Source organism: Streptomyces dangxiongensis (genome assembly GCF_003675325.1).
Taxonomy (GTDB): Bacteria; Actinomycetota; Actinomycetes; order Streptomycetales; family Streptomycetaceae; genus Streptomyces; species Streptomyces dangxiongensis.
This window is the reverse complement of record NZ_CP033073.1, coordinates 2475876-2500214: the sequence shown is the minus strand read 5'-3', so window position 1 is coordinate 2500214 and position 24339 is coordinate 2475876. Positions and strand designations below refer to the sequence as shown.

Below are 24339 nucleotides of genomic sequence, written 5' to 3'. Positions count from 1 at the left end.
AGTCTACCTAAGAAGTTGAATTGTGAACTACTTCGGGTGGTGTGACTGTGCGCACGCGTTCGATGTCACACTCCGCAGACTACCGCTCACAGCCCGAAGCGACGCTGGAGGTCTCCGAGCTGTCCGGGAAGGCGCGGTGCGGCCGACGATTGCGGACCGTGCCCGAACGGTGCCTGTGCGCCACCTCCGGGAACCCCCGGATCCGGCGGAACCACCCCCGTGGCCGCCTCGGCCAGGAGAGCCTCCGTCGACTGCAGCAACACCGTCCCCGCGCCCGCGAACTCGAACTGGTGCTCCTCGCCGGAGACCCCGCCGAAGCCCGTCAGCGCACGTAGACCGCCCAGTACACCCCTCAGGTACCCGTGGTCGTAGTGATGGCACGGGGACGGGCAGTCGGCCCACCCGACGAGCGCCTGAGGGTCGACCCGGAGCGGAGGTTCCATGAACACCACCGGCCCGTTAGATGCGGCCACGAACTTGCCGGTTCCGATAAGGGTCAGAAAACCCGGCACGATCGATTGTTTGAGCGCGAGACTTGGCTGAAAAGCGAGCAGGTTGCCCGCGCGAATGGTCAAATTCCCGTCGTCCAGGTCGAAGGAGTTGACGTCGAAGGCCCGGTCGGCCAGCAGCATCTTCCCCGAGCCCGACGCCACGACCCAGTCGCTCGCGTGCAGTGGCGAATGAAACGACGTACGGACAAGCCGGTCGAGTCGCCCGTGCCCGATGCCGTCGAACTCGATCGCCCCGTAGTAGGCGATCATCTTCCCCTTCTGGAGGAACCACTGGCCGCTCTTCAGCTCGACGCAGAAGGTGTACGCGTTCACGTTGTCGTCGGCGGGCAGGGTCATCGGGTCGTGCACGACCGGTCCGGTGCCCGGCGTTGTGTGGGTGCTCACAGCTTCTCCTCCGACGCCTGGACGTAGACCGTGCCGTTGCCGCTCAGCTCTAGCTGGAAGGCCTCACCGGAACCGCGGCCCACCATGTCGCGCCAGCCGAGCGCGGTGGACAGCCGGTTGCGGACCTCGCCGTGATGGGCGACGTAGGCCTGCGGGTCCACGTGGACCGGGCGCTCGGGGGTGACCGGGAGCGCGAAGACGCCGCCGTGCGCCATCACGGCCACCGAGCCGTGCCCCTGGAGGGTGGTCGTGAACAGGCCCTGCCCGGTGACCTGCCCGCGCACCAGGCCCATCACCCCGCCCTGCGCGCCCATGAACATCGTGCCCTGCCGCAGCGTGCCCTCGAAGGCGAGCAGCCGGTCGGCCTCCACGTGCAGCGTGTCGCCGGTGAGGCCGATGACGTGCACGTGGTGACCGCCGTGCCCGAAGAAGACCGTGCCGCTGCCCTCCACGGTCATCAGCGGGGTCGCCTCGCCGGCCACCCGGCGCCCGATCATGGACATCACCCCGCCCTGGCCGCCCTGGACGTTGGGCGTGAAGGACACGTCCCCCTTGTAGGCGAGCATCGCCCCGCGCTGGCTGAACAGCCGCTGTCCCGGCAGCACGGACGCCTCGACCATCTTCGAGTTGATCTCCCGGAACGTCATCTCACAGATCCCCCGCGATCGTGTTCCGCTCGCTCGGCTGCACGTACACCAGTCCGTCGCCCTCGAAGCGGATCTGGAAGGCCTCGCCGCCGCCCTCCCCGAGCAGGGTGCGGAACGTCACGCCGGACTGGAAGGACTGCCGCACCTCGCCCTGGTGGGCGACATAGGCGCCCGGGTCCACGGTCAGCGGGTACTGCGGGGTGACCCGGAGCACGACCGCCGGCCCGTCGGAGAGGATCGCCGCCTGGCCGTGCCCCTCCACGGTCGTCGTGAACAGCCCGGTGCCCTGCGAGGCGCCGCGCAGGCCCGTGAACGTGGTGCCCGTCCGCAGCTCACCGTCCGTCGCCAGCAGGTTGCCCGCCTCGACGTACAGCTTGTCGCCCCGCAGGGCGACCAGGTTTATCTCGGCGGCCCGGTCCGCCAGCCAGCAGGTTCCGTGCCCTCTCACCTCCATCACCGTCATCTGCTCGCCGGTGAGCCGCCGGGTCACCATCCCGCGCAGCCCCTCGCCGCCACCACTCAGCTTCTTGAAGGTCATCCGCCCGTCGTACGCGACCATCGAGCCGTTCTTCGCCTTCACGGCGTCACCGGTCATGTCGACGGCGAGCACCTTGCTCCCCTGGAGTCGGAACATCGCCACGCTGTGAAAGTAGCCGCCGGGCGGGTGGACGGAACAGGGCCGACGGGTGGACACCCACCCTGACCGGACCCCTAGGGGCGCCGTTTGCCACAATGGGGGGACGCTTGTGCGTACGTTCACAAACGATTACTCCCACCGAAGGTGACCCGTGGACATCAAGACCGCCACCGCCCTCCGCCGTCTCCGCCTGGTCTCGGCCCCGGAGGCCGTGTCCTTCCTGGTCCTGCTCCTGTGCTCGGTGCTGAAGCGGACCACGGACTTCAACGCGGTCCCCGTCATGGGCGCGGTCCACGGCGTCCTCTTCGTGTTGTACGTCCTGTTCTGGGCGGACGCCTGGAACCGCACCAAGTGGCCGCTGGGGACCGCCGCCCTCTACTTCGTCCTCTCGGTGCTGCCCACCGGCGGCTTCTTCGCCGAGCGCAAGCTGCGCCGCGAGGCCGAGGACGCCGTCATCGCCGCCCGCGCACGCCGGGAAGGAGCGGTGAACGCATGATCGTCGCCTTCTCCGTGACGCCCCTGGGTGTCGGCGAGGACGTGGGGGAGTACGTCGCCGACGCCGTCCGCGTGGTCCGCGCGTCGGGCCTGCCCCATCGCACCGACGCCATGTTCACCTCCGTCGAGGGCGAGTGGGACGAGGTCATGGACGTCGTCAGGCGCGCCGTCGCCGCCGTCGAGCAGCGCGCGCCCCGCGTCTCGCTCGTCCTCAAGGCGGACATCCGGCCCGGTGTGACCGACGGACTCACCTCCAAGGTCGAGACCGTCGAGCGGCACCTGGCGCGGTAACTCCGCCGCCCCGGCGCACAACCCCGGCGCACAACCCCGGCCGCAGCGGCCGGGGTTTCTCGTGCGCGGGGGTTTGAGCGATCGCTCAAATGGCGGTAGGTTCAGCGGCAGGCGGTTTGAGCGTTCGCTCAAACACCATGCTGACGTGGGGGAACACATGGGTCTGTACGTGGAGACACACATCCGGGCCGACCTCGACGAACTATGGGCCCACACCCAGGACCCGGCACAGCACCAACGCTGGGACCTGCGCTTCACCGAGATCCACCACCTCCCGCGCGCGGCGGGCGAGCCACAGCGCTTCCGCTACGCCACGCGCGTGCTGCCGTTCCTCACCGTCTCCGGCACCGGGGTCGCGGCCGGCGAGCGGGACCGCCCCGACGGCACCCGGACCTCCGTTCTGCGCTTCTCCTCCCCGCACCCCCTGTCGTTCATCGCCGAGGGCAGCGGCTACTGGCGCTACGTGCCCGACGCCCACGGCGTCCGCTTCCTCACCGGCTACGACTACCGCCCCCGCTGGGGAGCCCTCGGCACCCTCGCCGACCGCCTGCTCCTCCGTCCGCTCATGGGCTGGGCGACCGCCTGGTCCTTCGACCGTCTGCGGCTCTGGCTGGAGCGGGGCGTCACCCCCGGGCGCGCCCTCGTCCACTGGCTCGCCGAGCTGACGGTCCGCGCGCTGCTCCTCGCCCTGTGCCTGACGGGGCTCGGGCGGGGCGCCCTCCCCGGCCCGCTCGGCCCCCTCGCGGACGCCATGGCCTACCTGTGCCCGCTGCTGCTGGTCGTCGGCGTCTCCCTCGCCCTGTTCAAGGCCCCTCTCGCCGGGACCCCGGCTGCCCGGCGCTGCCTGCGCGCCCCCTCCACCCGCACCCGGGCACCCCGCCTCCTGCACACCCTGGAGAAGCACGGATGACCTCGATCTTCCAGACCGTGATGGGCGCCGACTTCGACCGCCTCCACCCCGCGCTGCGCCGCCGCTTCTCGGTGGGTCTGGCGAGCGGCGAGGCCTGCACGGGCCGGGGCGTGATGGACCGGATCTGGCACGGCCCGGCGTTCGTGCGGCCGTTCCTGGCCCTGGGCGCCGCCCGCAACATCCTCGTCCCCCGGGCCGGCCGGAACATCCCGTTCGTGATCGAGAACGTGCCCTACGCCGACACCTTCGGCCGTGAGACGGTGAGCTTCGTGCGCACCTTCGACCTGCCCGGCCGCGCCCGCCGCTTCGACGCGCAGATGGTGCTGAGCCCCCGGGGCGACCGCATCCTCGACTACCTCGGCACCCACCAGCACCTCGCCAGCGACCTGCACCTGCGTGCCGAACCCGACGGCTCGCTGCTCATCCGCTCCGGCGAGCACCGGTTCCGGGAGGGGCCGGTGGACGTCCGTGTGCCCGAGATCATCGGCGCCACGGCCGAGGTGCGGGAGTCCTTCGACGAGACGGCCGGCCGTTTCCGCATCCGGGTCCGGGTGGTGAACCGGTACGCCGGGCCGCTCTTCGGCTACGAGGGATCGTTCACGGCGTCGTACACGGATGCCCGTGTCCGCGGGGTGCGGCCCGGGCTGCGGCCGGTGCGGGAGGAGGCACGCGCATGAGCCCGGAGACGGCGAAGGCCCAGGAGACCAAGACGAGGCTGCTGGAGGGCGCCCTGCGGACGCTCACCGAGCAGGGCATCGCCCGGACGTCGGCGCGGACGGTGGCGGCGGCGGCCGGGGTCAATCAGGCGCTGGTCTTCTACCACTTCGGATCGGTGGACGAACTGCTCGCCGCGGCCTGCCGGTACGGCGCGGAGAAGGCCGTGGCCGGCTACCGGGAACGGCTCGCCGGTGTCTCATCCCTGTCCGAGCTGCTCACCCTCGGGCGGGAGATCCACGAGCGGGAACGGGCCGGGGGGCATGTGACCCTGCTCGGCCAGCTACTGGCCGGGGCGCCGACGCACGCCGCGCTGGGGCCGGCCACCGCCGACGGGCTGCGGCTGTGGATCACCGAGATCGAGCGGGTGCTCACGCGCCTGCTCGCTTCCACGCCGTTCGGCGAGTTCGTCGACCCGGCGGGGCTGGCGCGGGCGGTCGCGGCGTCCTTCGTCGGGATCGAGCTGTACGAGGGGGTCGACGACCGGGGCGCGCACGCGGCGCTCGGGGCGCTGGAGCAGCTCGGCGCGCTGGTGGCCGCGCTGGAGGACCTCGGACCGGTGGCTCAGCGGGCGGTACGGCACCGCTTGCGGCGGGCCGGCCGCTGAGGATCACGCGGCTTCCCGGGTCCGGGTGACCGAAAGCCGAGACGGAGCTGACCGGCATATGACCGGCCGGTAGGGTCTGACGACGTGCCGAAGCCTCTCAGCCTCCCGTTCGACCCCATCGACCGCGCCGACCAGCTCTGGCAGCAGCGCTGGGGAAACGTGCCGTCCATGGCCGCGATCACCTCGATCATGCGGGCCCAGCAGATCCTGCTCGCCGAGGTCGACGCGGTGGTCAAGCCGTACGGGCTGACGTTCGCCCGGTACGAGGCGCTGGTGCTGCTCACCTTCTCCAAGGCCGGTGAGCTGCCGATGTCCAAGATCGGCGAGCGGCTGATGGTGCATCCCACGTCGGTGACGAACACCGTGGACCGGCTGGTGCGGTCGGGGCTGGTCGCCAAGCGGCCCAATCCCAACGACGGCCGCGGGACCCTCGCCGTCATCACCGACAAGGGCCGCGAGGTGGTCGACGCGGCCACCCGCGACCTGATGGCCATGGACTTCGGACTCGGCGTGTACGACGCGGAGGAGTGCCAGGAGATCTTCGCGATGCTCCGGCCCCTGCGGATCGCGGCGCGCGACTTCGACGAGGAGTGACCCGGGGCAAGATCTCCCGGAACGGGTGGTTACGCTCGACTCCATGAAAAAGAGCGTGCTGACCCGCTACCGCGTCATGGCCTACACCACCGGCGTCCTGCTGGTGCTGCTGTGCCTGAGCATGATCGCGAAGTACGGGCTGGGCGTCGACGGTGCGGCCGACTTCACCCGGGTCGTCGCCATCGCGCACGGCTGGCTGTACGTCGTCTACCTGATCTTCGCCTTCGACCTGGGCTCCAAGGCGAAGTGGCCGGTCGGCAAGCAGCTATGGGTGCTGCTCGCGGGCACCGTTCCGACGGCCGCCTTCTTCGTCGAGCGGAAGATCAGCCGCGAGCTGGACGCGCGGGTCGGCGACCGCACCCCGGCCGTCGCCAAGGCGTAGCGACACCGCCGTACGGATGCCGTACGGCGGTTGGCCATCGACATTTACTAGGACGTCCTAGTAAATTCAGGGGTATGGACGCTCACGCCATCGAGGAGGGCCGCCGTCGCTGGCAGGCCCGCTACGACGCCGCGCGCAAGCGCGACGCGGACTTCACCACGCTCTCCGGCGACCCCGTGGAGCCGGTGTACGGGCCCCGCCCGGGCGACACGTACGAGGGATTCGACCGGATCGGCTGGCCCGGGGAGTACCCCTTCACGCGCGGGCTCCACCCGACCGGCTACCGCGGCCGTACCTGGACGATCCGCCAGTTCGCCGGGTTCGGCAACGCCGAGCAGACCAACGAGCGGTACAAGATGATCCTCGCCGCCGGCGGCGGGGGCCTGTCCGTCGCCTTCGACATGCCGACGCTGATGGGCCGCGACTCCGACGACCCGCGCTCGCTCGGCGAGGTCGGGCACTGCGGGGTCGCCATCGACTCGGCCGCCGACATGGAGGTGCTGTTCAAGGACATCCCGCTCGGGGACGTCACGACCTCCATGACCATCAGCGGGCCCGCCGTGCCCGTCTTCTGCATGTACCTGGTCGCCGCCGAGCGCCAGGGCGTCGATCCCGGGGTGCTCAACGGAACCCTCCAGACCGACATCTTCAAGGAGTACATCGCCCAGAAGGAATGGCTCTTCCAGCCGGAGCCCCATCTGCGGCTGATCGGCGACCTGATGGAGTACTGCGCGGCGGGCATCCCGGCGTACAAGCCGTTGTCCGTCTCCGGGTACCACATCCGGGAGGCCGGGGCCACGGCCGCGCAGGAACTGGCGTACACGCTCGCGGACGGCTTCGGATACGTCGAACTGGGCCTCAGCCGCGGACTGGACGTCGACGTCTTCGCACCCGGCCTGTCCTTCTTCTTCGACGCGCACCTCGACTTCTTCGAGGAGATCGCCAAGTTCCGGGCCGCCCGGCGCATCTGGGCGCGCTGGATGCGGGACGTGTACGGCGCCAAGAGCGACAAGGCGCAGTGGCTGCGCTTCCACACCCAGACCGCCGGGGTCTCACTGACCGCGCAGCAGCCGTACAACAACGTGGTGCGTACGGCCGTGGAGGCGCTGGCCGCCGTGCTCGGCGGGACCAACTCGCTGCACACCAACGCCCTGGACGAGACCCTGGCCCTGCCCAGCGAGCAGGCGGCGGAGATCGCCCTGCGCACGCAGCAGGTCCTGATGGAGGAGACGGGGGTCGCCAACGTGGCCGACCCGCTGGGCGGCTCCTGGTACGTCGAGCGGCTGACCGACCGGATCGAGGCGGACGCGGAGAAGATCTTCGAGCAGATCCGGGAGCGGGGCCTGCGGGCCCACCCGGACGGACGGCACCCGATCGGACCGATCACCTCCGGCATCCTGCGCGGGATCGAGGACGGCTGGTTCACCGGGGAGATCGCCGAGTCGGCTTTCCGCTACCAGCAGTCCCTGGAGAAGGGCGACAAGCGGGTCGTGGGCGTCAACGTCGCCACCGGCTCGGTGACCGGAGACCTGGAGATCCTGCGCGTCAGCCACGAGGTGGAGCGGGAGCAGGTGCGGGCGCTCGCCGGACGGAGGACCGCGCGCGACGAGGCGGCGGTGCGCGGCGCCCTGGACGGCATGCTGGCCGCCGCCCGCTCCGGCGCCAACATGATCGAGCCGATGCTGGACGCCGTACGCGCGGAGGCGACGCTGGGCGAGATCTGCGGGGTGCTGCGCGACGAGTGGGGCGTGTACACGGAGCCCCCGGGCTTCTGACTTGCCCCTCCGCCGCGCCGCCCGCCGGCCCGACAGCCGGCGGGCGGCGCGGCGTCCCCCGGGTGCCGCCCGCGGCGGCGTGAGCCCTAGCCGTCCCCCGGGGCCTCCGCCAGGCCGTGGAGGAGGACCTGGGTGAAGCTGTGGACCCATTCCTCGTCCGCCGGTTTGCCGCTCACCAGGGTGCGGTGGACGACCGCGCCGGCCACCACGTCGAAGATCAGGTCGACGATGCGGGCGGACTCCTGCGGATCGGGTTCCGGAGGGAGTTCGCCGCGTTGCTGTGCCCGGGCGCGGCCCTCCAGGACCAGGCGCATCTGGCGTTGCACGATGGAGGCGCGGATGCGTTCGCGCAGGGCGTCGTCGCGGGTCGATTCGGCGATCACCGCCATCAGGCCGCTCTTCGCCTCGGGCCGGGCGAGGATGGCCGCGAACTGGAGGACGACGCCCTCGATGTCGTCGGCGAGGCTGCCGCAGTCGGGCAGTCTCAGTTCGTCGAAGAGTTCCGCGACGGCGTCCACGACGAGTTCGTTCTTGCCGGCCCAGCGGCGGTAGAGCGTGGTCTTCGCAACCCCCGCGCGCGTGGCCACGTCTCCCAGGGTGAGCCTGGACCAGCCGAGTTCGACGAGAGCCTCCCGGGTCGCGGCCAGGATCGCGGCGTCCGCGGTGGCGCTGCGCGGGCGTCCGGGACGGCCGGCGGGGGTGCTGCTCTGCATGGCACGACCATAACCGGGGGATCCTGTGGCCCCGTGAGGGAGATCACCGACGCGGGGTGTCGCGCGCTGCCCCGATGGCATTACGCTACGGGTCGTAGCGAAAGCTCGTGCGGGACGTGCACGGGCGACGACCACGGGCGTGGGGTGGGGACCCGGCGCCGCTACGACGCATTTTTCGTTCCGGCGCGGGATCGGGGGAGGATAGACGCATGCAGCCACGGAACATGTCCATGAGCGGAGTCGTCGACCTCGCCGCGGTGAAGGCGGCCCAGGAGGCCAAGGCCAAGGCCGAGCAGGCGCGCGCCGAAGCCGCCCGTCAGGGCGGGACGGGGGCCGTCTCGCCGGCCGAACTCGTCATCGACGTCGATGAGGCGGGCTTCGAGCGCGATGTCCTCCAGCGCTCCGCCGAAGTACCCGTCGTCATTGATTTCTGGGCCGAGTGGTGTCAGCCCTGCAAGCAGCTGAGCCCGGTCCTGGAGCGGCTGGCCGTCGAGTACGACGGGCGCATCCTCCTCGCCCGGATCGACGTCGACGCCAACCAGATGCTGATGCAGCAGTTCGGGATCCAGGGCGTCCCGGCCGTCTTCGCGGTCGTCGCCGGGCAGGCGCTGCCGCTGTTCCAGGGGGCGGCCGACGAGCAGCAGATCCGGCAGACGCTGGACCAGTTGGTCGCCGTCGCCGAGGAGCGCTTCGGGCTGACCGGCCTGACCGTCGACCCGGACGCCGAGCCGGGCGGTGCCCCGCAGGCCGCTCCGGCGGCGGGGCCGTACGACGCGGCCCTGAACGCCGCCGCGCTGGCGCTGGACGCCGGCGACCTGGGCGGGGCGATCCAGGCCTACCGCAACGTGCTGGCCGACGACCCGGCTCACCCCGAGGCCCTGCTGGGTCTCGCGCAGGCCGAGTTGTTGCAGCGGGTGCAGGGTATGGATCCGCAGAAGGTCCGTCAGGAGGCGGCCGAGAAGCCGTCGGACGTGCGGGCGCAGATCGCCGCCGCAGACCTGGACCTGGTCGGCGGACACGTCGAGGACGCCTTCGGCCGACTGATCCAGACCGTGCAGCGTACGGCGGGTGACGACCGGGACGCGGTACGGGTCCGGCTGCTGGAGCTGTTCGAGGTGGTGGGCCCGGAGGACCCGCGGGTGATCGGGGCGCGCCGCGCGTTGGCGCGTGCGCTCTTCTGACCAGTCGCTAAACGCCACGGTGTGTGATGCCGGGGTGAAAGATTCACCGAAGAGGCGCCACGGTGACCGCACTTTGCCAAAACTTGGCAATCGCGGTCACTGTTACTCCGAGTAAATCAAAGCCGTTGATCTGTCTGGGTTCGTCCAGGGATCAACGGTTTTTCTCGTCCCCCGGCCACCACCGAGTGTCGCGTTCCGAGACCGGTCGGTCGTCCCCCGGTTATCCAGCCGTTACTAGCCAGTAACGAACCCCCTTGTGTCCGGGCCGAGAATGCACCACGATCAGCGACGCTCGGTCCATTCCCACACCCCGGCATCCGGCCGGGACACGGGAGACTCTGGGTCCCCACCGAGCAGGGCCGGCGGCAGTGGCGCCGGCTCTCGGGCAGGGGGGTCTTCGCCGGCCGGCGAAGCCTGTCCAGCAGGGTTGTGCGTGATGCGTGTCAGGCGCGACCAGTGGTTGTCGCTCGGGGGTGATCGCCGGTGATTCGGGCGCGGTTCGCGCCTCCGAGTGCGGGCGCTCTCCTTCCCGAGGACGTAGAGCTTCTCCCATCCCTGCCAGGCTGAGCCGCCGTCCGGGGGCGTGGCCGGGCCAGGAGATGTACGTCCGAGAAGGAGGAAATATGGAGTCCCAGGTGCGTGGCGGGACCAGATGGAAGCGGTTCGCTGTGGTCATGGTGCCCAGCGTCGCCGCTACGGCAGCGATAGGCGTCGCCCTCGCGCAGGGTGCGCTGGCTGCGTCGTTCAGCGTGTCGGGCCAGGAATTCAAGGTGAGCGCCGACAAGCTCGTCGGCCAGCACTTCACCCAGTACGGAGCGCTGGACTCGGGCAAGGGCCTCGACGGCAAGGACGCGGCGCACCCGGTGGCGGTCTCGGCTTTCGAGACGGCGACCATCACCAACATGTGCCAGTCCGTGGTCACTCCGGTCCCGTTTCTGAACAATGAGATCACCCTCAAGCTGACCGCGGGCAACAAGGGCAAGGCCGTTGCGGCGTCGGACCTCTACATCGACGTCTCCAACCTCGACGCCGAGCAGGCCGTGTTCCACGGCATGGACATCGGCGTCGCGGCCGGCAGCGCCAAGGGCCCCAAGCCCAAGGCCGAGGAGTACGAGGGCAAGAAGACCAGCCCGTTCGGGTTCGCCCAGCAGGCCGACAGCGTTGAGCTGACCGGCGTGCACCAGACGGCGTGGGCGACCACGGCCGGCACCTTCACCCTGTCCAACCTGCACATGGGTCTGGAGTGGGGCAGCGGCGCGAAGCACGAGTGCTACTAGGCGCTCGATGACGGGCGGGGGAGCCACCGGTTTCCCCGTCCGGCTTCTCGGCCCGCACCCCCGAACGCTCCACCCAGCACCACATCACCAGAGCAACGCCGCACCAGGGAGCTGTTTTCCATGAGCGCCGAGACTTCTGCCGCCCCCGGCCAGTTCACCCGCCGTAGGCTGCAGTTCCGCGCCTGGCGGGGCAACCGCCCGTTCTGGGCGGGCCTGTACGTCTTGCTCGGCGGCTTGCCGATCATGTACTTCCCGTACGCGCACCTCAAGCTGGGCGGTCTCACGGTGGCGATGTCGACCACCGCGGGAGCCGGGTCCCTGATCATCGGCGTGCTCCTCGTCGTCCTGGGTCTGACCCTGTGGTTCCAGCAGCACGTACGCGTGTTCGCCGGTGTGGCCGCGATCCTGCTGGCGCTGGTGTCGATCCCGGTCTCCAACTTCGGTGGCTTCATCGTCGGCTTCCTGCTCTCGCTCTTCGGCGGAGCCATGGCGGTGGCCTGGGCGCCGGCCAAGTCCGGCCGGCGGTCGACGGAGCCGGCCCCGGCGGACGACGACGGAACTCTCGGAGCGAGCGCGCCCGAGACCGCCAACGGGCTGAGCAAGGCGAACGACCTGTCAGGGACGAGCCCGGCCAACGGGGCGAACGGGAGGCACAGTGCCGGCTGACGAGGTGATCCGCGGGACCGACGTGGACGGGCCCCGCGAGAGAACCGGGCCACGCCACGCGGCCCCCAGGAGGACGCTGTTCACCAGGTTCCACATGCCGGCCGGCAAGGCGATAGTCTCCGTGGCGATGCCGACCGCGGTGCTCATGGGCTTCGGGTACACGTCCTCGCTCGCCCTCGCCGCCAACGGCAGCACGTCCGCGCCCACCAGCCAGCAGGCCGAGGACTACAAGGACTGTCTGAAGGCCCTGGACGACTCAAAGGACGCGTCCGCCTCACCGTCGCCGTCCGCATCGGCGTCCGCATCGGCATCGGAGAGCGCGTCCGCGACGCCGTCCCCCGCGGCGAGCGCCGACACCGGTAAGTCGGACACGAAGACGCCGGACGACACGAAGGCCCCGGGCAAGACCTCTTCGCCGGATTCAGGTTCCGGCGACAAGGCCACTCCCGAGCCGACCGCGTCCTCCGGTTCCGGCACGGGCTCGGGTTCCGGCTCGGGCTCGGGTTCGGGTTCCGGCGGTGACACGGCCACGCCGACGCCGACGCAGACCCAGAGCGGCATCGGGGGCGTCCTCGACACCATCGGTGACACGGTCGGGGACACGGTCGGTGACGTCCTCACCGGCGGCCACAAGGACTCGGGCACGTCGACCGCGACCCCGACGCCCACCGCGTCCCCGTCGTCGTCCACGCCCTCTCCGTCGTCCGACCCCGACACCGGTTCGTCGGGCTCCGGTTCGTCCTCCCCGGGCGGCGGCAGCGCCTCCGACACCGTGAAGGACACGGCCGAGAAGGCCACCGAGACGGTCAAGGACACGGCCGAGAAGGCCACCGAGACGGTCAAGGGCACGGCCGGGAAGGCCACCGAGAAGGCCCAGGACGCCGCCGGGAAGGCCGGGGACGCGACCGCGTCGGCGACACCCAGCCCGTCCGCAAGTTCCAGCACGTCCCCGGAGCACTGCCCGGCGGCCACCGACAAGGTCGGCGGCGTCGACAACGACATCCTGGTGGCCGACGACCCCTGGTACCTGGAGGCCAGCTCCCTGACGCTGAACGGCGCCGACTACCAGGGCGTCGTGGAGGTGAAGACGGCGAGCGGCACCACCAAGAAGGCGCTCAAGTACGTCATCTCCGGCGGTACCCAGATCGTGGACCTGCACCAGATCGTGAAGGACAAGCAGTCGGGCAAGACCTACCACGTGCAGAGCGCCAAGGGACGAGAGTCCACCATCAAGGGCGGCAAGACCACGATGTACACCGAGAGCATCTCGGGCAACCTGCTCGGCCTGATCCCGGTGACGTTCACCCCCGACAACCCGCCGCCCCTGAACATCCCGTGGATCCTCTTCACCCACGTCAAGGTGGTCCAGGCGGCCCAGTTCGGCGGCACCCTGACCATCCCGGGGATGCGCCAGTACACGACCGACTGAGCGTCCTCCTCGTCAACGGACCTTTCCGGGAGCCGCGACCGTGCCCCGCCGGGCGAACACCCGGCGGGGCACGGTCCTTTGGCCCGAGCTGCAACAGCTCACCGACCGGGCGAAGGCCGAGGCGTTCCGGCTGATCACCACCGCCCATCCGGAACTGCGCGGCAACGCATGGCTGCGCCAGACGGTGGGAGGCCTGCCGGCCGAGTGATGCGGCAGCCGTCCGTCGGCCACCGTAAGAGCCGAGGGCGCCCCCCGGAACAGGGAGCGCCCTCGGTGTCGTGCAAGACCCGTGCCGGACGGGTCAGTTGCCCTGGCCGCCGATGTGGTGGACGCGGATCATGTTCGTGGTGCCGGGGACCCCGGGGGGCGAGCCGGCGGTGATGATGACGGTGTCGCCCGCGTCGAAGCGGCCCAGCCTGGCGATCTCCTGATCCACCAGGTCGACCATCTCGTCGGTGGTGTGCACGAACGGCACGACGTGCGACTCCACGCCCCAGCTCAGGGTGAGCTGGTTGCGGGTGCCCTCGTCCGTGGTGAAGGCGATGATCGGCTGGGTCGCGCGGTAGCGGGACAGACGGCGTGCGGTGTCGCCGGACTGCGTGAAGGCGATCAGGCCCCGGCCGCCCAGGAAGTCGGCGATCTCGGCGGCCGCGCGGGCCACCGAGCCGCCCTGGGTGCGCGGCTTCTTGCCCGGCACCAGCGGCTGGAGGCCCTTGGAGAGCAGTTCCTGCTCGGCCGCGGTGACGATCTTCGACATGGTCTTGACCGTCTCGACCGGGTAGGCGCCCACGCTGGACTCGGCGGACAGCATGACCGCGTCGGCGCCGTCCAGGATCGCGTTGGCCACGTCGGAGGCCTCGGCGCGGGTCGGCCGGGAGTTGGTGATCATCGACTCCATCATCTGGGTCGCCACGATCACCGGCTTGGCGTTGCGCCGGCACAGCTCGATCAGGCGCTTCTGCACCATGGGGACCTTCTCGAGCGGGTACTCGACGGCGAGGTCGCCGCGGGCGACCATCACGGCGTCGAACGCCGCGACGACGTCCTCCATGTTCTCCACCGCCTGCGGCTTCTCCACCTTGGCGATGACGGGGACGCGGCGGCCCTCCTCGTCCATGACGCGGTGGACGTCCTGGACGTCCTTGGCGTCCCGGACGAAGGACAGGGCGACCATGTCGCAGCCCATGCGGAGGGCGAAGCGCAGGTCCTCGACGTCCTTCTCGCTCAGCGCGGGCACGTTGACGGCCGTGCCGGGCAGGTTGATGCCCTTGTGGTCGGAGACGACGCCGCCCTCGATGACGATCGTCCGGACCCGGGGGCCCTCGACGTCCAGGACCTTCAGCTCGACGTTGCCGTCGTTGATCAGGACCTGGTCGCCGCGCGAGACGTCGCCCGGCAGTCCCTTGTACGTCGTACCGCACAGGTGCTTGTCGCCCGGCACGTCCTCGGTCGTGATGACGAACTCGTCGCCGCGCTCCAGCTCGACCGGGCCCTCGGCGAAGGTCTCCAGGCGGATCTTGGGACCCTGGAGGTCGGCGAGGACGCCGATGGGGCGGCCGGTCTCCTTGGACGCGGCCCGGACGCGGTCGTACCGTGCCTGGTGCTCGGCGTGGGAGCCGTGGCTGAAGTTGAACCGGGCCACGTTCATGCCCGCCTCGATCATGGCGACGAGCATCTCGTGGGAGTCGACCGCGGGGCCGAGAGTACAGACGATTTTCGAACGGCGCATGGAGCGATCCTATCGGTTTGTTTCGCTACGGAATATTCCGTCTGGTGGAAGATGCAAATGAGTGGGGCACCGCTCAGGTGCTATTCAGTTGTGCTTTCCGACCAGTGCGTAGGTCTGCGTCGCGATCTCCAGTTCCTCGTCCGTCGGGACCACGGCCACCGCCACCCGGGCGGACTCCGGCGAGATCAGCCGCGACCCGTCGCCGCGGACGGCGTTGCGCTCCGGGTCGACCGCCAGGCCCAGGCTCTCCAGGCCCGTCAGCGCCGCCTCACGCACCGGTGCCGCGTTCTCGCCGACCCCGGCGGTGAACGCCACCGCGTCCACCGTACCGAGGACCGCGTAATAGGCGCCGATGTACTTTTTGAGCCGGTGAATGTAAATGTCGAAGGCGAGAGCGGCGTCTTCGTCGCCCTCGTCGATCCGGCGGCGGATCTCCCGCATGTCGTTGTCCCCGCACAGACCGAACAGTCCGCTTCTCTTGTTGAGAAGAGTGTCGATCTCCTCCATGGACATTCCGCCGACACGCGCCAAATGGAAGATGACGGCCGGGTCCAGATCACCGGACCGCGTACCCATCACGAGCCCTTCCAAGGGCGTCAGTCCCATGGAGGTGTCCACGCAGCGGCCCTTCTCGACCGCGGACGCGGAGGCGCCGTTGCCCAGGTGCAGCACGATCACGTTGACCTCGGACGGGTCCTTGCCCAGCAGCCGTGCCGTCTCGCGGGAGACGTAGGCGTGCGAGGTGCCGTGGAAGCCGTAGCGGCGGATCCGGTGCCGGTCGGCGATCCTCGGGTCGATGGCGTACCGCGCCGCCGACTCCGGCATCGTCGTGTGGAACGCGGTGTCGAACACGGCGACCTGGGGGAGGTCGGGACGGAGCGCCCGCGCGGTGCGGATGCCGGTGAGGTTGGCCGGGTTGTGCAGCGGGGCGACCGGGATCAGCCGCTCGATCTCGGTGAGCACCTCGTCGTCCACGACGGTGGGCTGGGTGAAGAACAGTCCGCCGTGCACCACCCGGTGCCCGATCGCGGCCAGCTCGGGGGAGTCCAGGCCGAGCCCGTCCCGGCTCAGTTCCCCGGCGACGGCCTTGAGAGCGGCGTCGTGGTCGGCGATCGGCCCGCTGTGCTCGCGGGTGTCGCCGGTGCCGAGGCAGGTGTGCCGCAGCCGGGAGGTCTGCTCGCCGATGCGCTCGACCAGGCCGGCCGCCAGCCGGCTGCTGTCCCGCATGTCCAGTAGCTGGTACTTCACCGAGGAGGAGCCGGAGTTCAGGACGAGGACGCGGGTGGGGTTGCTCACTGCTCGGGTGCCTTCTCGCTCAGGTTCTGGGCCTGGATGGCCGTGATGGCGACGGTCGTGACGATGTCCTGGACGAGCGCGCCCCGGGACAGGTCGTTGACCGGCTTGCGCAGACCCTGGAGCACCGGGCCGACGGCGATCGCGCCGGCCGAGCGCTGCACGGCCTTGTAGGTGTTGTTGCCGGTGTTGAGGTCGGGGAAGATCAGCACGCTGGCCTGCCCGGCGACCTCGGAGCCGGGCAGCTTGGTGGCGGCCACGGACGGCTCCACGGCCGCGTCGTACTGGATCGGCCCCTCGGTCTTGAGGTCGGGCCGCCTGTCGCGGACCAGCTCGGTGGCCGCGCGCACCTTGTCGACGTCGGCGCCCGAACCGGACGTACCGGTGGAGTACGACAGCATCGCGATCCGCGGCTCCACGCCGAACTGGGCGGCCGTGGCGGCCGACTGGACGGCGATGTCGGCGAGCTGCTCGGCGTCCGGGTCCGGGTTGACCGCGCAGTCGCCGTACACCAGCACCTTGTCGGCCAGGCACATGAAGAACACCGACGAGACGATGGACGCGTCCGGCCGGGTCTTGATGATCTCGAAGGCCGGCCGGATGGTGGCCGCCGTGGAGTGCACCGAGCCGGACACCATGCCGTCGGCCAGCCCCTCCTGCACCATGAGCGTGCCGAAGTAGTTGACGTCGGAGACGACGTCGTGCGCCAGCTCGACCGTGACGCCCTTGTGCGCGCGCAGCGCCGCGTACTTCTCGGCGAAGGCGTCGCGCAGCTCGGAGGTGGCCGGGTCGATCAGCCGGGTGTCGCCGAGGTCGATGCCGAGGTCGGCGGCCTTCTTGCGGATCTGCTCGACCGGGCCGAGCAGGGTCAGGTCGCACACCCCCCGGCGCAGCAGCACCTCGGCCGCGTGCAGCACCCGTTCCTCGGTGCCCTCGGGCAGGACGACCCGCCGCTTGTCGGAGCGCGCCTGCTCCAGCAGCTTGTGCTCGAACATCATCGGGGTGACCCGGTCGCTGCTGGGTGCCGAGACCCGGCGGGCCAGGTCGGCGGTGTCGGCGTAGCGTTCGAACAGGCCGAGCGCGGTCTCCGCCTTGCGCGGGGTGGCCGCGTTCAGCTTGCCCTCCAGGGAGAACAGTTGCTCGGCGGTGGGGAAGCTGTTGCCGGAGACCGAGATCACCGGGGTGCCCGGGGCGAGGCGGGCGGCGAGGGTGAGGATCTCGTCGCTCGGCACCTCGTTCAGGGTGAGCAGCACGCCGGCTATCGGCGGGGTGCCGGCGCTGTGCGCGGCCAGCGAGCCGACGACCAGGTCGGCTCGGTCCCCGGGGGTGACGACCAGGCAGCCCGGGGTGAGGGCGGCCAGGAAGTTCGGCAGCATCGCGCCGCCGAAGACGAAGCCCAGCGCGTCCCGGGCGAGCCCCGAGTCGTCACCGAGCAGCACCCGGGCGCCGAGGAACTGGGCGATCTGCGCGACCGTCGGCGCGGACAGCGCCGGCTCGTCGGGGAGCACGTACGTGGGGACCGGCAGCCGGTCGGCGAGCCGCTCGGCGATCCGGTCGCGGTCCTCGCGGGCCACCCGGTTGGCGACCATGGCGAGGACGTCGCAGCCGAGGCCGTCGTAGGCGCGGAAGGCGTTGCGGGTCTCGGCCAGCACGGACTCGGCCGGCTGTCGGCGCCCGCCGACCACCGGGATCACCGACGCGCCGAACTCGTTGGCGAGCCGGGCGTTCAGGGACAGCTCGTCCGGCAACTGGGTGTCGGCGTAGTCGGTGCCGAGAACCAGGACGACGTCGTAGTCCCGGGCCACCAGGTGGAAGCGGTCGACGAGGGCGGAGACCAGCTCGTCGGTGCCCTGCTCGGCCTGGAGCGCGGACGCCTGGTGGTAGTCCATGCCGTAGACGGTCGCCGGGTCCTGCGAGAGGCGGTAGCGCCCCCGCAGCAGCTCGAAGAGACGGTCGGGGCCGTCGTGGACGAGCGGACGGAACACGCCCACCCGGTCGACCTGCCGGGTCAGCAGCTCCATGACCCCCAGTTCCACGACCTGACGGCCGTCACCTCGGTCGATCCCGGTCACGTACACGCTGCGCGTCACGTGTCCACTCCGTTCCCTCTGTCGTGTCCGCCGTGTCTGTCGCGTCGTCGGCACAGACATCGGCGGCATAAAAATCGCTCACCGAGGTGAGCAGAACCCTCTTGACAATACCCCTGCCGCCGGATAAGGCGCCCGTCAAGACGGCTCCTGCCCCGTGGACGTGAAAGAATCGGCATCGGCTCACCGGTACCGACAGCGAGCAGGAGACACAGCACGATGCGCATCGGAGTTCTCACCGCAGGTGGCGACTGCCCCGGCCTGAACGCCGTGATCCGGTCGGTCGTGCACCGGGCGGTGGCGCAGTACGGCGACGAGGTCATCGGTTTCGAGGACGGTTACCGGGGTCTGCTGGACCGCCACTACCGCGCCCTCGACCTGGACGCGGTCAGCGGCATCCTGGTCCGCGGCGGCACCATCCTCGGCTCCTCCCGGCTGGAGCGCGACCGGCTGCGCGAGGCCTGCGAGCGGGCCACCGACATGGTCGAGGAGTTCGGCATCGACGCGCTGATCCCGATCGGCGGCGAGGGCACCCTGACGGCGGCCCGCATGCTCTCCGACGCCGGCCTCCCGGTCGTCGGCGTGCCCAAGACCATCGACAACGACATCTCCTCCACCGACCGCACCTTCGGCTTCGACACCGCCGTCGGCGTGGCCTCCGAGGCGATGGACCGGCTGAAGACCACCGCCGAGTCCCACCAGCGGGTGATGGTCGTCGAGGTCATGGGCCGGCACGCCGGCTGGATCGCCCTGGAGTCCGGCATGGCCGCCGGCGCCCACGGCATCTGCCTGCCCGAGCGCCCCTTCGACCCGGCCGACCTGGTCAAGATGGTCGAGGAGCGGTTCGCCCGCGGCAAGAAGTTCGCCGTCATCTGCGTCGCCGAGGGCGCGCACCCCGCCGAGGGCACCATGGACTACGGCAAGGGCGCCATCGACCAGTACGGCCACGAGCGGTTCCAGGGCATCGGCACCGCCCTCGCCTACGAGCTGGAACGACGCCTGGGCAAGGAGGCCAAGCCGGTCATCCTCGGTCACGTCCAGCGCGGCGGCGTGCCCACCGCGTACGACCGCGTCCTCGCCACCCGCTTCGGCTGGCACGCCGTCGAGGCCGCGCACCGCGGGGACTTCGGGCGGATGACCGCGCTGCGCGGCACCGACATCCTGATGGTGCCGCTCGCGGAGGCGGTCACCGAGCTGAAGACGGTACCGAAGGACCGCATGGACGAGGCCGAGTCGGTCTTCTAGGGCCACCCCTCCCTGCCTCCTGTGGTTTCGGCCCGGTCCCAGAAGTGCTCCACGATCCGGCCGAGGAAGTCCCGGCCGGACTCGCTGGCGCCCGTGCCGCCACCGCCCCGGCTGAGCGTGGCGGCCATGTGCCCCTGGTAGTCCCGGTGCAGCTCGTGCAGCACCGGCTCCAGGACGCCCCTGTCCAGGGGCGCGAGCCGCATCACCGGTCCCACGTAGGCCTGCCAGCGGGTGGTCACCGCGCTGTGCAGCAGTTCGGCGAGCCTGGCCTCGCGGCCGGTGACGGCGACGAAGTCGGGCAGGGCGAGGTCGAGGATCCGGGCCAGCGCGGCCGACTGGCGCTCGTCGCCCCGCCACCGCCCGCTCTCCTCCGTGCGCAGATACGCGCGCAGGGGCATGCCGACGGCACGGGCGACGTCCTCGGGTGCCACGGCGCGGGCCACGCGATGGTCGCGCAGGGTCCGCGGCCGGCCGATGAGTTCGCCCGGAGAACACCACAACGCGCCCGCCAGCGCGGTGAATCCGGGCTGTCGCCGGTTCTCGGCTGTCGCCGCTGCTCCGAGCTGTCGCCGGTTCTCGGCTGTCGCCGCTGCTCCGGGCCGCCGCCGGTCCTCGGCCGCCGCCGCTGCTCCGGGCCGCCGCCGGTCCTCGGCCGCCGCCGCTCCCGGCCGCCCCCGGTCCTCGGCTGCCGCCGCTCCCGGCCGGCCGCCGGCGCTCTCGGTGGGCGGTCGGCGTGTTCACCGGCTCGGCGTGCCCCAGCGGTACACCAGCTCCGGCCGTCCCACCTGCCCGTACAACGGACTGCGGCCGGCCCGGCCCGCCTCCACCAGGTGCTCCAGGTACCGGCGGGCGGTGATGCGGGAGATTCCCACGGCCTCGGCGACCCCCGCCGCCGTGAGCCCCTGCGGTGCCTCCCGCAGCGTGTGCGTCACCCGTTCCAGCGTCGGTCCGCTCAGCCCCTTCGGCAGCGCCGCGGGTGAGGGCGCCCGCAGGCTGGCCAGAGCCCGGTCCACCTCGTCCTGCCCGCTCGCCTCGCCCACCGCCGCGCGGAACTCGGCGTACCGGACCAGCCGGTCCCGCAGTGTCGCGAACGTGAACGGCTTCAGGACGTACTGGACGACCCCCAGCGAGACCCCCTCGCGTACCACCGCGAGGTCCCGTGCCGACGTCACCGCTATCACGTCCGCGTGATGCCCGGCCGCCCGCAGCGACCGGGCGAACTGGAGACCGTGCACGTCCGGGAGGTGAAGGTCCAGCAACAGCAGGTCCACGGGCGTTCGGTCCAGCACGCGCCGTGCCTGGGCCCCTGTGTGCGCCTTGCCGACCGCGACGAAACCGGGAACCCGGCCGACGTACAGCACGTGGGCGTCGGCGGCCACCGGATCGTCCTCGACGACGAGCACGCGGATGGGCGGCTGTCCGTTCGTCATCCGCCGCCGCCCAGGGCCGTGCGCAACGGCAACCGCACCTCGAACACCGCTCCGCCCTCACCCTCCTCGTCGGACTCCACCGCCGTCAGCGAGCCCTCGTGGCGGTTCACCGCCTGCCGGACCAGCGCCAGCCCGAGCCCCCGCCCGCCGGGCCCGGCCGGTTTCGTGGAGAACCCCCGCTGGAACACCAGGCCGGCGTGGGCGGGGTCGACACCGGGACCGGTGTCCGACACGCGCAGTACGACTTCGGCGGCCGAAGCGTACGCCGTCACCGTCACCCGCGCCCCCGCCGTCCCCTGCGCCGCGTCCACCGCGTTGTCGATCAGGTTGCCGAGAATGGTGACCAGGTCCCTCGCGGACAGTTCGGGCGGGAGCAGGCCGTCGTCCAGCCGGCTGTCGGGGGAGACCACCAGCTCCACGCCCCGCTCGTTCGCCTGCGCGGTCTTGCCCAGCAGCAGCGCGGCGAGGACCGGTTCGCTCACCGCCGCGACCACCTGGTCGGTGAGGGCCTGGGCCAGCTCCAGCTCGGCCGTCGCGAACTCCACCGCCTCCTCGGCCCGGCCCAGCTCGATCAGGGAGACGACCGTGTGCAGACGGTTCGCCGCCTCGTGCGCCTGCGAGCGCAGGGCCTGGGTGAAGCCGCGCTCCGAGTCCAGCTCGCCCATCAGCGACTGGAGTTCGGTCACGTCGCGCAGGGTGACGACCGTGCCCCGGCGCTCACCGCCCGACACCGGTGACGTGTTCACCACCAGCACCCGGGACGCCGTCAGATGCACCTCGTCCACCCGGGGCTCGGAGGACAGCAGGGCGCCGGTCAGCGGGGCGGGCAGCCCCAGCCCGGCCACCGAGCGCCCGATCAGGTCCCGGTCACCGCCGCCGCCCACGCCCAGCAGCTCCCGGCCGCCGTCGTTGATCAGGGCCACCCGGTACTGGGCGTCCAGCATCAGCAGGCCCTCGCGGACCGCGTGCAGGGCCGCCTGGTGGTAGTCGTGCATGTGGCTCAGCTCGGTGGCGTTCATGCCGTGGGTGTGGCGGCGGAGCCGCGCGTTGATCACGTACGTGCCGACCGCGCCCAGCAGCAGGACGCCGCCGGCGACCCCGAGCAGGGCGGTGAGCTGGTCCTGGACCCGGGCGCTGATCGTCTGCACGGTGATGCCGGCGCTGACCAGACCGATGACCCGGCCGTGGTCGGTGATGGGGGTCACCGCGCGGACGGACGCGCCGAGCGTGCCGGTGTAGGTCTCGGTGAAGGTGCGGCCGTGCCGGGCGGGTCCGATGGTGCCGAGGAAGCGTCTGCCGATCTGCCGCCGGTCGGGGTGGGTCCAGCGGATGCCGGACGGGTTCATGATCGTGACGAAGTCGACGTCGGCGTCCCGCATGACCTGGAGGGCGTACGGCTCCAGCCGGGTGCTGGGGTCCGTGGTGCGGATCGCCGTGCGGACCGAGGGGGAGTCGGCGATCGAGCGGGCCACCGCGGTCGCCTGCCGGGCGGCGGCGTCCTCGGCCTGCCGCTGGTCGCTGACGTAGGTGAACAGCGCGTACCCGGCCACGACCACCGCGACCAGCACGGCCTGCATGGCGAAGAGCTGGCCCGCCAGGCTGAGTGGTCGCGGGAGGGTGGGGAGGCGCATGTCAGCAGTGTGCCTCGCGGGCCGGGCGCGGAGTCAACGAGCGGGCCGGGCGCGAACTCAATGAACACAAGGGTGACCGCCCTCACAGGGCCGGGGGATAGTCACGGCATTCCCCCAACAACGCCCGGACGTGAGCCGCACGCCGGTTGTTCACCGACGAAGACGTCAAGGAGGGCAGTCGTGGCCGCCAGCACCCCCGATACGGCACCTGCCGCACCCCGCGCACAGCGGGACCGGACCCACTACCTGTACATCGCCGTCATCGCCGCGGTCGCGCTCGGCATCGCCGTGGGGCTGATCTGGCCCGACGCGGCGGTGGAGCTGAAGCCGCTGGGCACCGGGTTCGTGAACCTGATCAAGATGATGATCTCGCCGATCATCTTCTGCACGATCGTGCTCGGTATCGGCTCCGTGCGCAAGGCCGCCAAGGTCGGTGCCGTCGGCGGTATCGCCCTCGGCTACTTCCTGGTGATGTCGCTCGTCGCGCTCGCCATCGGTCTCGTCGTCGGCAACGTGCTGCACCCCGGCGCGGGCCTGCACCTGACCGAGGCGCTGAAGCAGACCGGGCACGCCCAGGTGTCCAGCGACGCGCTGCCGCCCGTCGACTTCGTCCTGTCGATCATCCCGACCACGTTCGTGTCCGCGTTCACCGAGGGCCAGGTCCTCCAGACGCTGCTGGTGGCGCTGCTCGCCGGGTTCGCGCTCCAGGCCATGGGCCGGGCCGGGCAGCCGGTGCTGCGGGGCGTCGAGCACATCCAGCGGCTGGTCTTCCGCATCCTGTCCATGGTGATGTGGGCCGCGCCGGTCGGAGCGTTCGGGGCGATCGCGGCCGTGGTCGGCTCCGCGGGCGTCGACGCGCTCAAGAGCCTGGCCGTGCTGATGCTCGGCTTCTACGTCACCTGCTTCCTGTTCGTGTTCGTCGTGCTCGGGGCGGTGCTCCGGATCGTCGCGGGCCTGAACATCTTCTCCCTGTTCAAGTACCTGGCGCGGGAGTTCCTGCTGATCCTGTCCACCTCCTCCTCCGAGTCCGCGCTGCCGCGGCTGATCGCGAAGATGGAGCACCTGGGCGTCAGCCGGCCGGTCGTCGGCATCACCGTGCCGACCGGGTACTCGTTCAACCTCGACGGCACGATGATCTACATGACCATGGCGTCGCTGTACATCGCGGACGCGCTGGGCACGCCGATGTCGGTGGGCGAGCAGATCCCGCTGCTGCTGTTCCTGCTGCTGGCGTCGAAGGGCGCGGCGGGTGTCAGCGGGGCCGGCCTGGCGACCCTGGCCGGCGGTCTGCAGTCGCACAAGCCCGCGCTGGTCGACGGGGTCGGGCTGATCGTGGGCATCGACCGGTTCATGAGCGAGGCGCGTGCGCTGACGAACTTCGCGGGCAACGCGGTGGCGACCGTGCTCGTGGGCACGTGGACCAAGGAGATCGACAAGGCACGGGTGCGGCTGGTGCTGGCCGGTGAGCTGCCGTTCGACGAGACGACCCTGCTGGACGAGGGGCGTGTGGCGGTGAGCGACGTCCCCGAGCCGCGCGAGGACGGCGAGAAGGAGCTGGCCAAGGCCTGATCCGCCCAGAGTTCCGGACGTCCGGCCCCGCCTGAACCCGGGCCGGGCGTCCGGTCACCGCCGCCGGGCGGCCGAGTCTCCCCCGTACCTCGGCCGCCCGGCTCCCGTTCCTCCCGGCGCCCCCGCGCCCTTTCCTCTTGC

The 24339-nt window shown here is 71.1% G+C and carries 24 protein-coding genes and 1 pseudogene; 15 read left to right on the top strand and 10 right to left on the bottom strand.

Annotated elements, in window-relative coordinates:
* Nucleotides 1-86: 86 nt before the first annotated feature.
* From D9753_RS10995 to D9753_RS10985, 3 genes are read right to left on the bottom strand one after another with little or no spacing between them, the layout of a single operon-like run.
* Nucleotides 87-896: an AIM24 family protein gene (locus tag D9753_RS10995; RefSeq protein ID WP_121786845.1), complete on the bottom strand. Its 810-nt coding sequence runs from the start codon at nt 894-896 to the stop codon at nt 87-89.
* Nucleotides 893-1543 carry an AIM24 family protein gene (locus tag D9753_RS10990; protein WP_121786844.1) on the bottom strand — a complete coding sequence of 217 codons (651 nt, stop codon included), beginning with the start codon at nt 1541-1543 and terminating at the stop codon, nt 893-895. The genes D9753_RS10995 and D9753_RS10990 overlap by 4 nt, the downstream gene beginning before the upstream one ends.
* A 1-nt stretch (nt 1544) precedes the next feature.
* Complete coding sequence (locus tag D9753_RS10985; RefSeq protein ID WP_121786843.1) at nt 1545-2177, bottom strand: AIM24 family protein; 633 nt, start codon at nt 2175-2177, stop codon at nt 1545-1547.
* Nucleotides 2178-2331: 154 nt separating this feature from the next.
* Here D9753_RS10985 and D9753_RS10980 point away from each other — a divergent pair, with 154 nt between their 5' ends.
* The 8 genes from D9753_RS10980 to D9753_RS10945 all read left to right on the top strand — a co-directional run bounded on the left by D9753_RS10980 (nt 2332) and on the right by D9753_RS10945 (nt 7948).
* Complete coding sequence (locus D9753_RS10980) at nt 2332-2676, top strand: DUF3817 domain-containing protein (protein ID WP_121786842.1); 345 nt, start codon at nt 2332-2334, stop codon at nt 2674-2676.
* Entirely contained in the window at nt 2673-2966 is a 294-nt protein-coding gene (locus D9753_RS10975) for an MTH1187 family thiamine-binding protein (RefSeq protein ID WP_121786841.1), read from the top strand. Before D9753_RS10980 ends, D9753_RS10975 begins: the two co-directional genes overlap by 4 nt.
* A gap of 157 nt (nt 2967-3123) precedes the next feature.
* Complete coding sequence (locus D9753_RS10970; protein WP_121786840.1) at nt 3124-3876, top strand: hypothetical protein; 753 nt, start codon at nt 3124-3126, stop codon at nt 3874-3876.
* A complete protein-coding gene (locus D9753_RS10965; RefSeq protein ID WP_121786839.1) occupies nt 3873-4553 on the top strand; it encodes a DUF4166 domain-containing protein in 681 nt (226 codons plus the stop codon). The genes D9753_RS10970 and D9753_RS10965 overlap by 4 nt, the downstream gene beginning before the upstream one ends.
* Entirely contained in the window at nt 4550-5197 is a 648-nt protein-coding gene (locus D9753_RS10960; RefSeq protein ID WP_121786838.1) for a TetR/AcrR family transcriptional regulator, read from the top strand. The genes D9753_RS10965 and D9753_RS10960 overlap by 4 nt, the downstream gene beginning before the upstream one ends.
* Before the next feature lie 84 nt (nt 5198-5281).
* Entirely contained in the window at nt 5282-5791 is a 510-nt protein-coding gene (locus D9753_RS10955) for a MarR family winged helix-turn-helix transcriptional regulator (protein WP_121786837.1), read from the top strand.
* A gap of 43 nt (nt 5792-5834) precedes the next feature.
* Entirely contained in the window at nt 5835-6173 is a 339-nt protein-coding gene (locus tag D9753_RS10950) for a DUF3817 domain-containing protein (RefSeq protein WP_121786836.1), read from the top strand.
* 74 nt (nt 6174-6247) lie between these two features.
* On the top strand, nt 6248-7948 hold the full coding sequence (locus D9753_RS10945; protein ID WP_121786835.1) for an acyl-CoA mutase large subunit family protein: 1701 nt from the start codon (nt 6248-6250) through the stop codon (nt 7946-7948).
* Between the two features lie 86 nt (nt 7949-8034).
* Here D9753_RS10945 and D9753_RS10940 read toward each other — a convergent pair whose 3' ends face one another.
* Nucleotides 8035-8661 (bottom strand): TetR/AcrR family transcriptional regulator, encoded by a 627-nt coding sequence (locus tag D9753_RS10940; protein WP_121786834.1) that lies wholly within the window; start codon nt 8659-8661, stop codon nt 8035-8037.
* Nucleotides 8662-8870: 209 nt separating this feature from the next.
* Between D9753_RS10940 and D9753_RS10935 the strand changes: the two genes are divergently transcribed.
* The 5 genes from D9753_RS10935 (at nt 8871) to D9753_RS36480 (ending at nt 13422) form a co-directional block, all read left to right on the top strand.
* Nucleotides 8871-9842 (top strand): tetratricopeptide repeat protein, encoded by a 972-nt coding sequence (locus tag D9753_RS10935; RefSeq protein ID WP_121786833.1) that lies wholly within the window; start codon nt 8871-8873, stop codon nt 9840-9842.
* A gap of 623 nt (nt 9843-10465) precedes the next feature.
* Nucleotides 10466-11119: a DUF6230 family protein gene (locus tag D9753_RS10925; RefSeq protein WP_121786832.1), complete on the top strand. Its 654-nt coding sequence runs from the start codon at nt 10466-10468 to the stop codon at nt 11117-11119.
* Between the two features lie 120 nt (nt 11120-11239).
* On the top strand, nt 11240-11785 hold the full coding sequence (locus tag D9753_RS10920) for a DUF6114 domain-containing protein (RefSeq protein WP_121786831.1): 546 nt from the start codon (nt 11240-11242) through the stop codon (nt 11783-11785).
* Nucleotides 11775-13214 carry a hypothetical protein gene (locus D9753_RS10915; protein ID WP_205614118.1) on the top strand — a complete coding sequence of 480 codons (1440 nt, stop codon included), beginning with the start codon at nt 11775-11777 and terminating at the stop codon, nt 13212-13214. The genes D9753_RS10920 and D9753_RS10915 overlap by 11 nt, the downstream gene beginning before the upstream one ends.
* 40 nt (nt 13215-13254) lie before the next feature.
* Nucleotides 13255-13422, top strand: a complete 168-nt coding sequence (locus D9753_RS36480) for a hypothetical protein (protein WP_163010669.1) — start codon at nt 13255-13257, stop codon at nt 13420-13422.
* 93 nt (nt 13423-13515) lie between these two features.
* Here D9753_RS36480 and pyk read toward each other — a convergent pair whose 3' ends face one another.
* The 3 genes from pyk to pta form a co-directional block, all read right to left on the bottom strand.
* The gene (gene pyk, locus D9753_RS10910; protein ID WP_121786830.1) at nt 13516-14943 is read right to left on the bottom strand and encodes a pyruvate kinase; all 1428 of its coding nucleotides are present in this window, start codon (nt 14941-14943) and stop codon (nt 13516-13518) included.
* A gap of 84 nt (nt 14944-15027) precedes the next feature.
* Entirely contained in the window at nt 15028-16239 is a 1212-nt protein-coding gene (locus D9753_RS10905; RefSeq protein WP_121786829.1) for an acetate kinase, read from the bottom strand.
* Nucleotides 16236-18326 carry a phosphate acetyltransferase gene (pta, locus tag D9753_RS10900; protein ID WP_121786828.1) on the bottom strand — a complete coding sequence of 697 codons (2091 nt, stop codon included), beginning with the start codon at nt 18324-18326 and terminating at the stop codon, nt 16236-16238. Before pta ends, D9753_RS10905 begins: the two co-directional genes overlap by 4 nt.
* A gap of 216 nt (nt 18327-18542) precedes the next feature.
* Between pta and D9753_RS10895 the strand changes: the two genes are divergently transcribed.
* Nucleotides 18543-19568, top strand: a complete 1026-nt coding sequence (locus tag D9753_RS10895) for an ATP-dependent 6-phosphofructokinase (RefSeq protein WP_121786827.1) — start codon at nt 18543-18545, stop codon at nt 19566-19568.
* Here the strand turns inward: D9753_RS10895 and D9753_RS10890 are convergent.
* The 3 genes and pseudogenes from D9753_RS10890 to D9753_RS10880 form a co-directional block, all read right to left on the bottom strand.
* Nucleotides 19565-20095: pseudogene (locus D9753_RS10890) on the bottom strand (XRE family transcriptional regulator); the annotation flags it as partial. The gene D9753_RS10895 and the pseudogene D9753_RS10890 sit on opposite strands and share 4 nt — an antisense overlap.
* Nucleotides 20096-20305: 210 nt before the next feature.
* Nucleotides 20306-20998 (bottom strand): response regulator, encoded by a 693-nt coding sequence (locus D9753_RS10885; RefSeq protein WP_121786826.1) that lies wholly within the window; start codon nt 20996-20998, stop codon nt 20306-20308.
* Nucleotides 20995-22629, bottom strand: a complete 1635-nt coding sequence (locus D9753_RS10880) for a sensor histidine kinase (RefSeq protein WP_121786825.1) — start codon at nt 22627-22629, stop codon at nt 20995-20997. The genes D9753_RS10885 and D9753_RS10880 overlap by 4 nt, the downstream gene beginning before the upstream one ends.
* A 180-nt stretch (nt 22630-22809) precedes the next feature.
* Here D9753_RS10880 and D9753_RS10875 point away from each other — a divergent pair, with 180 nt between their 5' ends.
* Nucleotides 22810-24198: a cation:dicarboxylate symporter family transporter gene (locus D9753_RS10875; RefSeq protein ID WP_121786824.1), complete on the top strand. Its 1389-nt coding sequence runs from the start codon at nt 22810-22812 to the stop codon at nt 24196-24198.
* Nucleotides 24199-24339 lie beyond the last annotated feature (141 nt).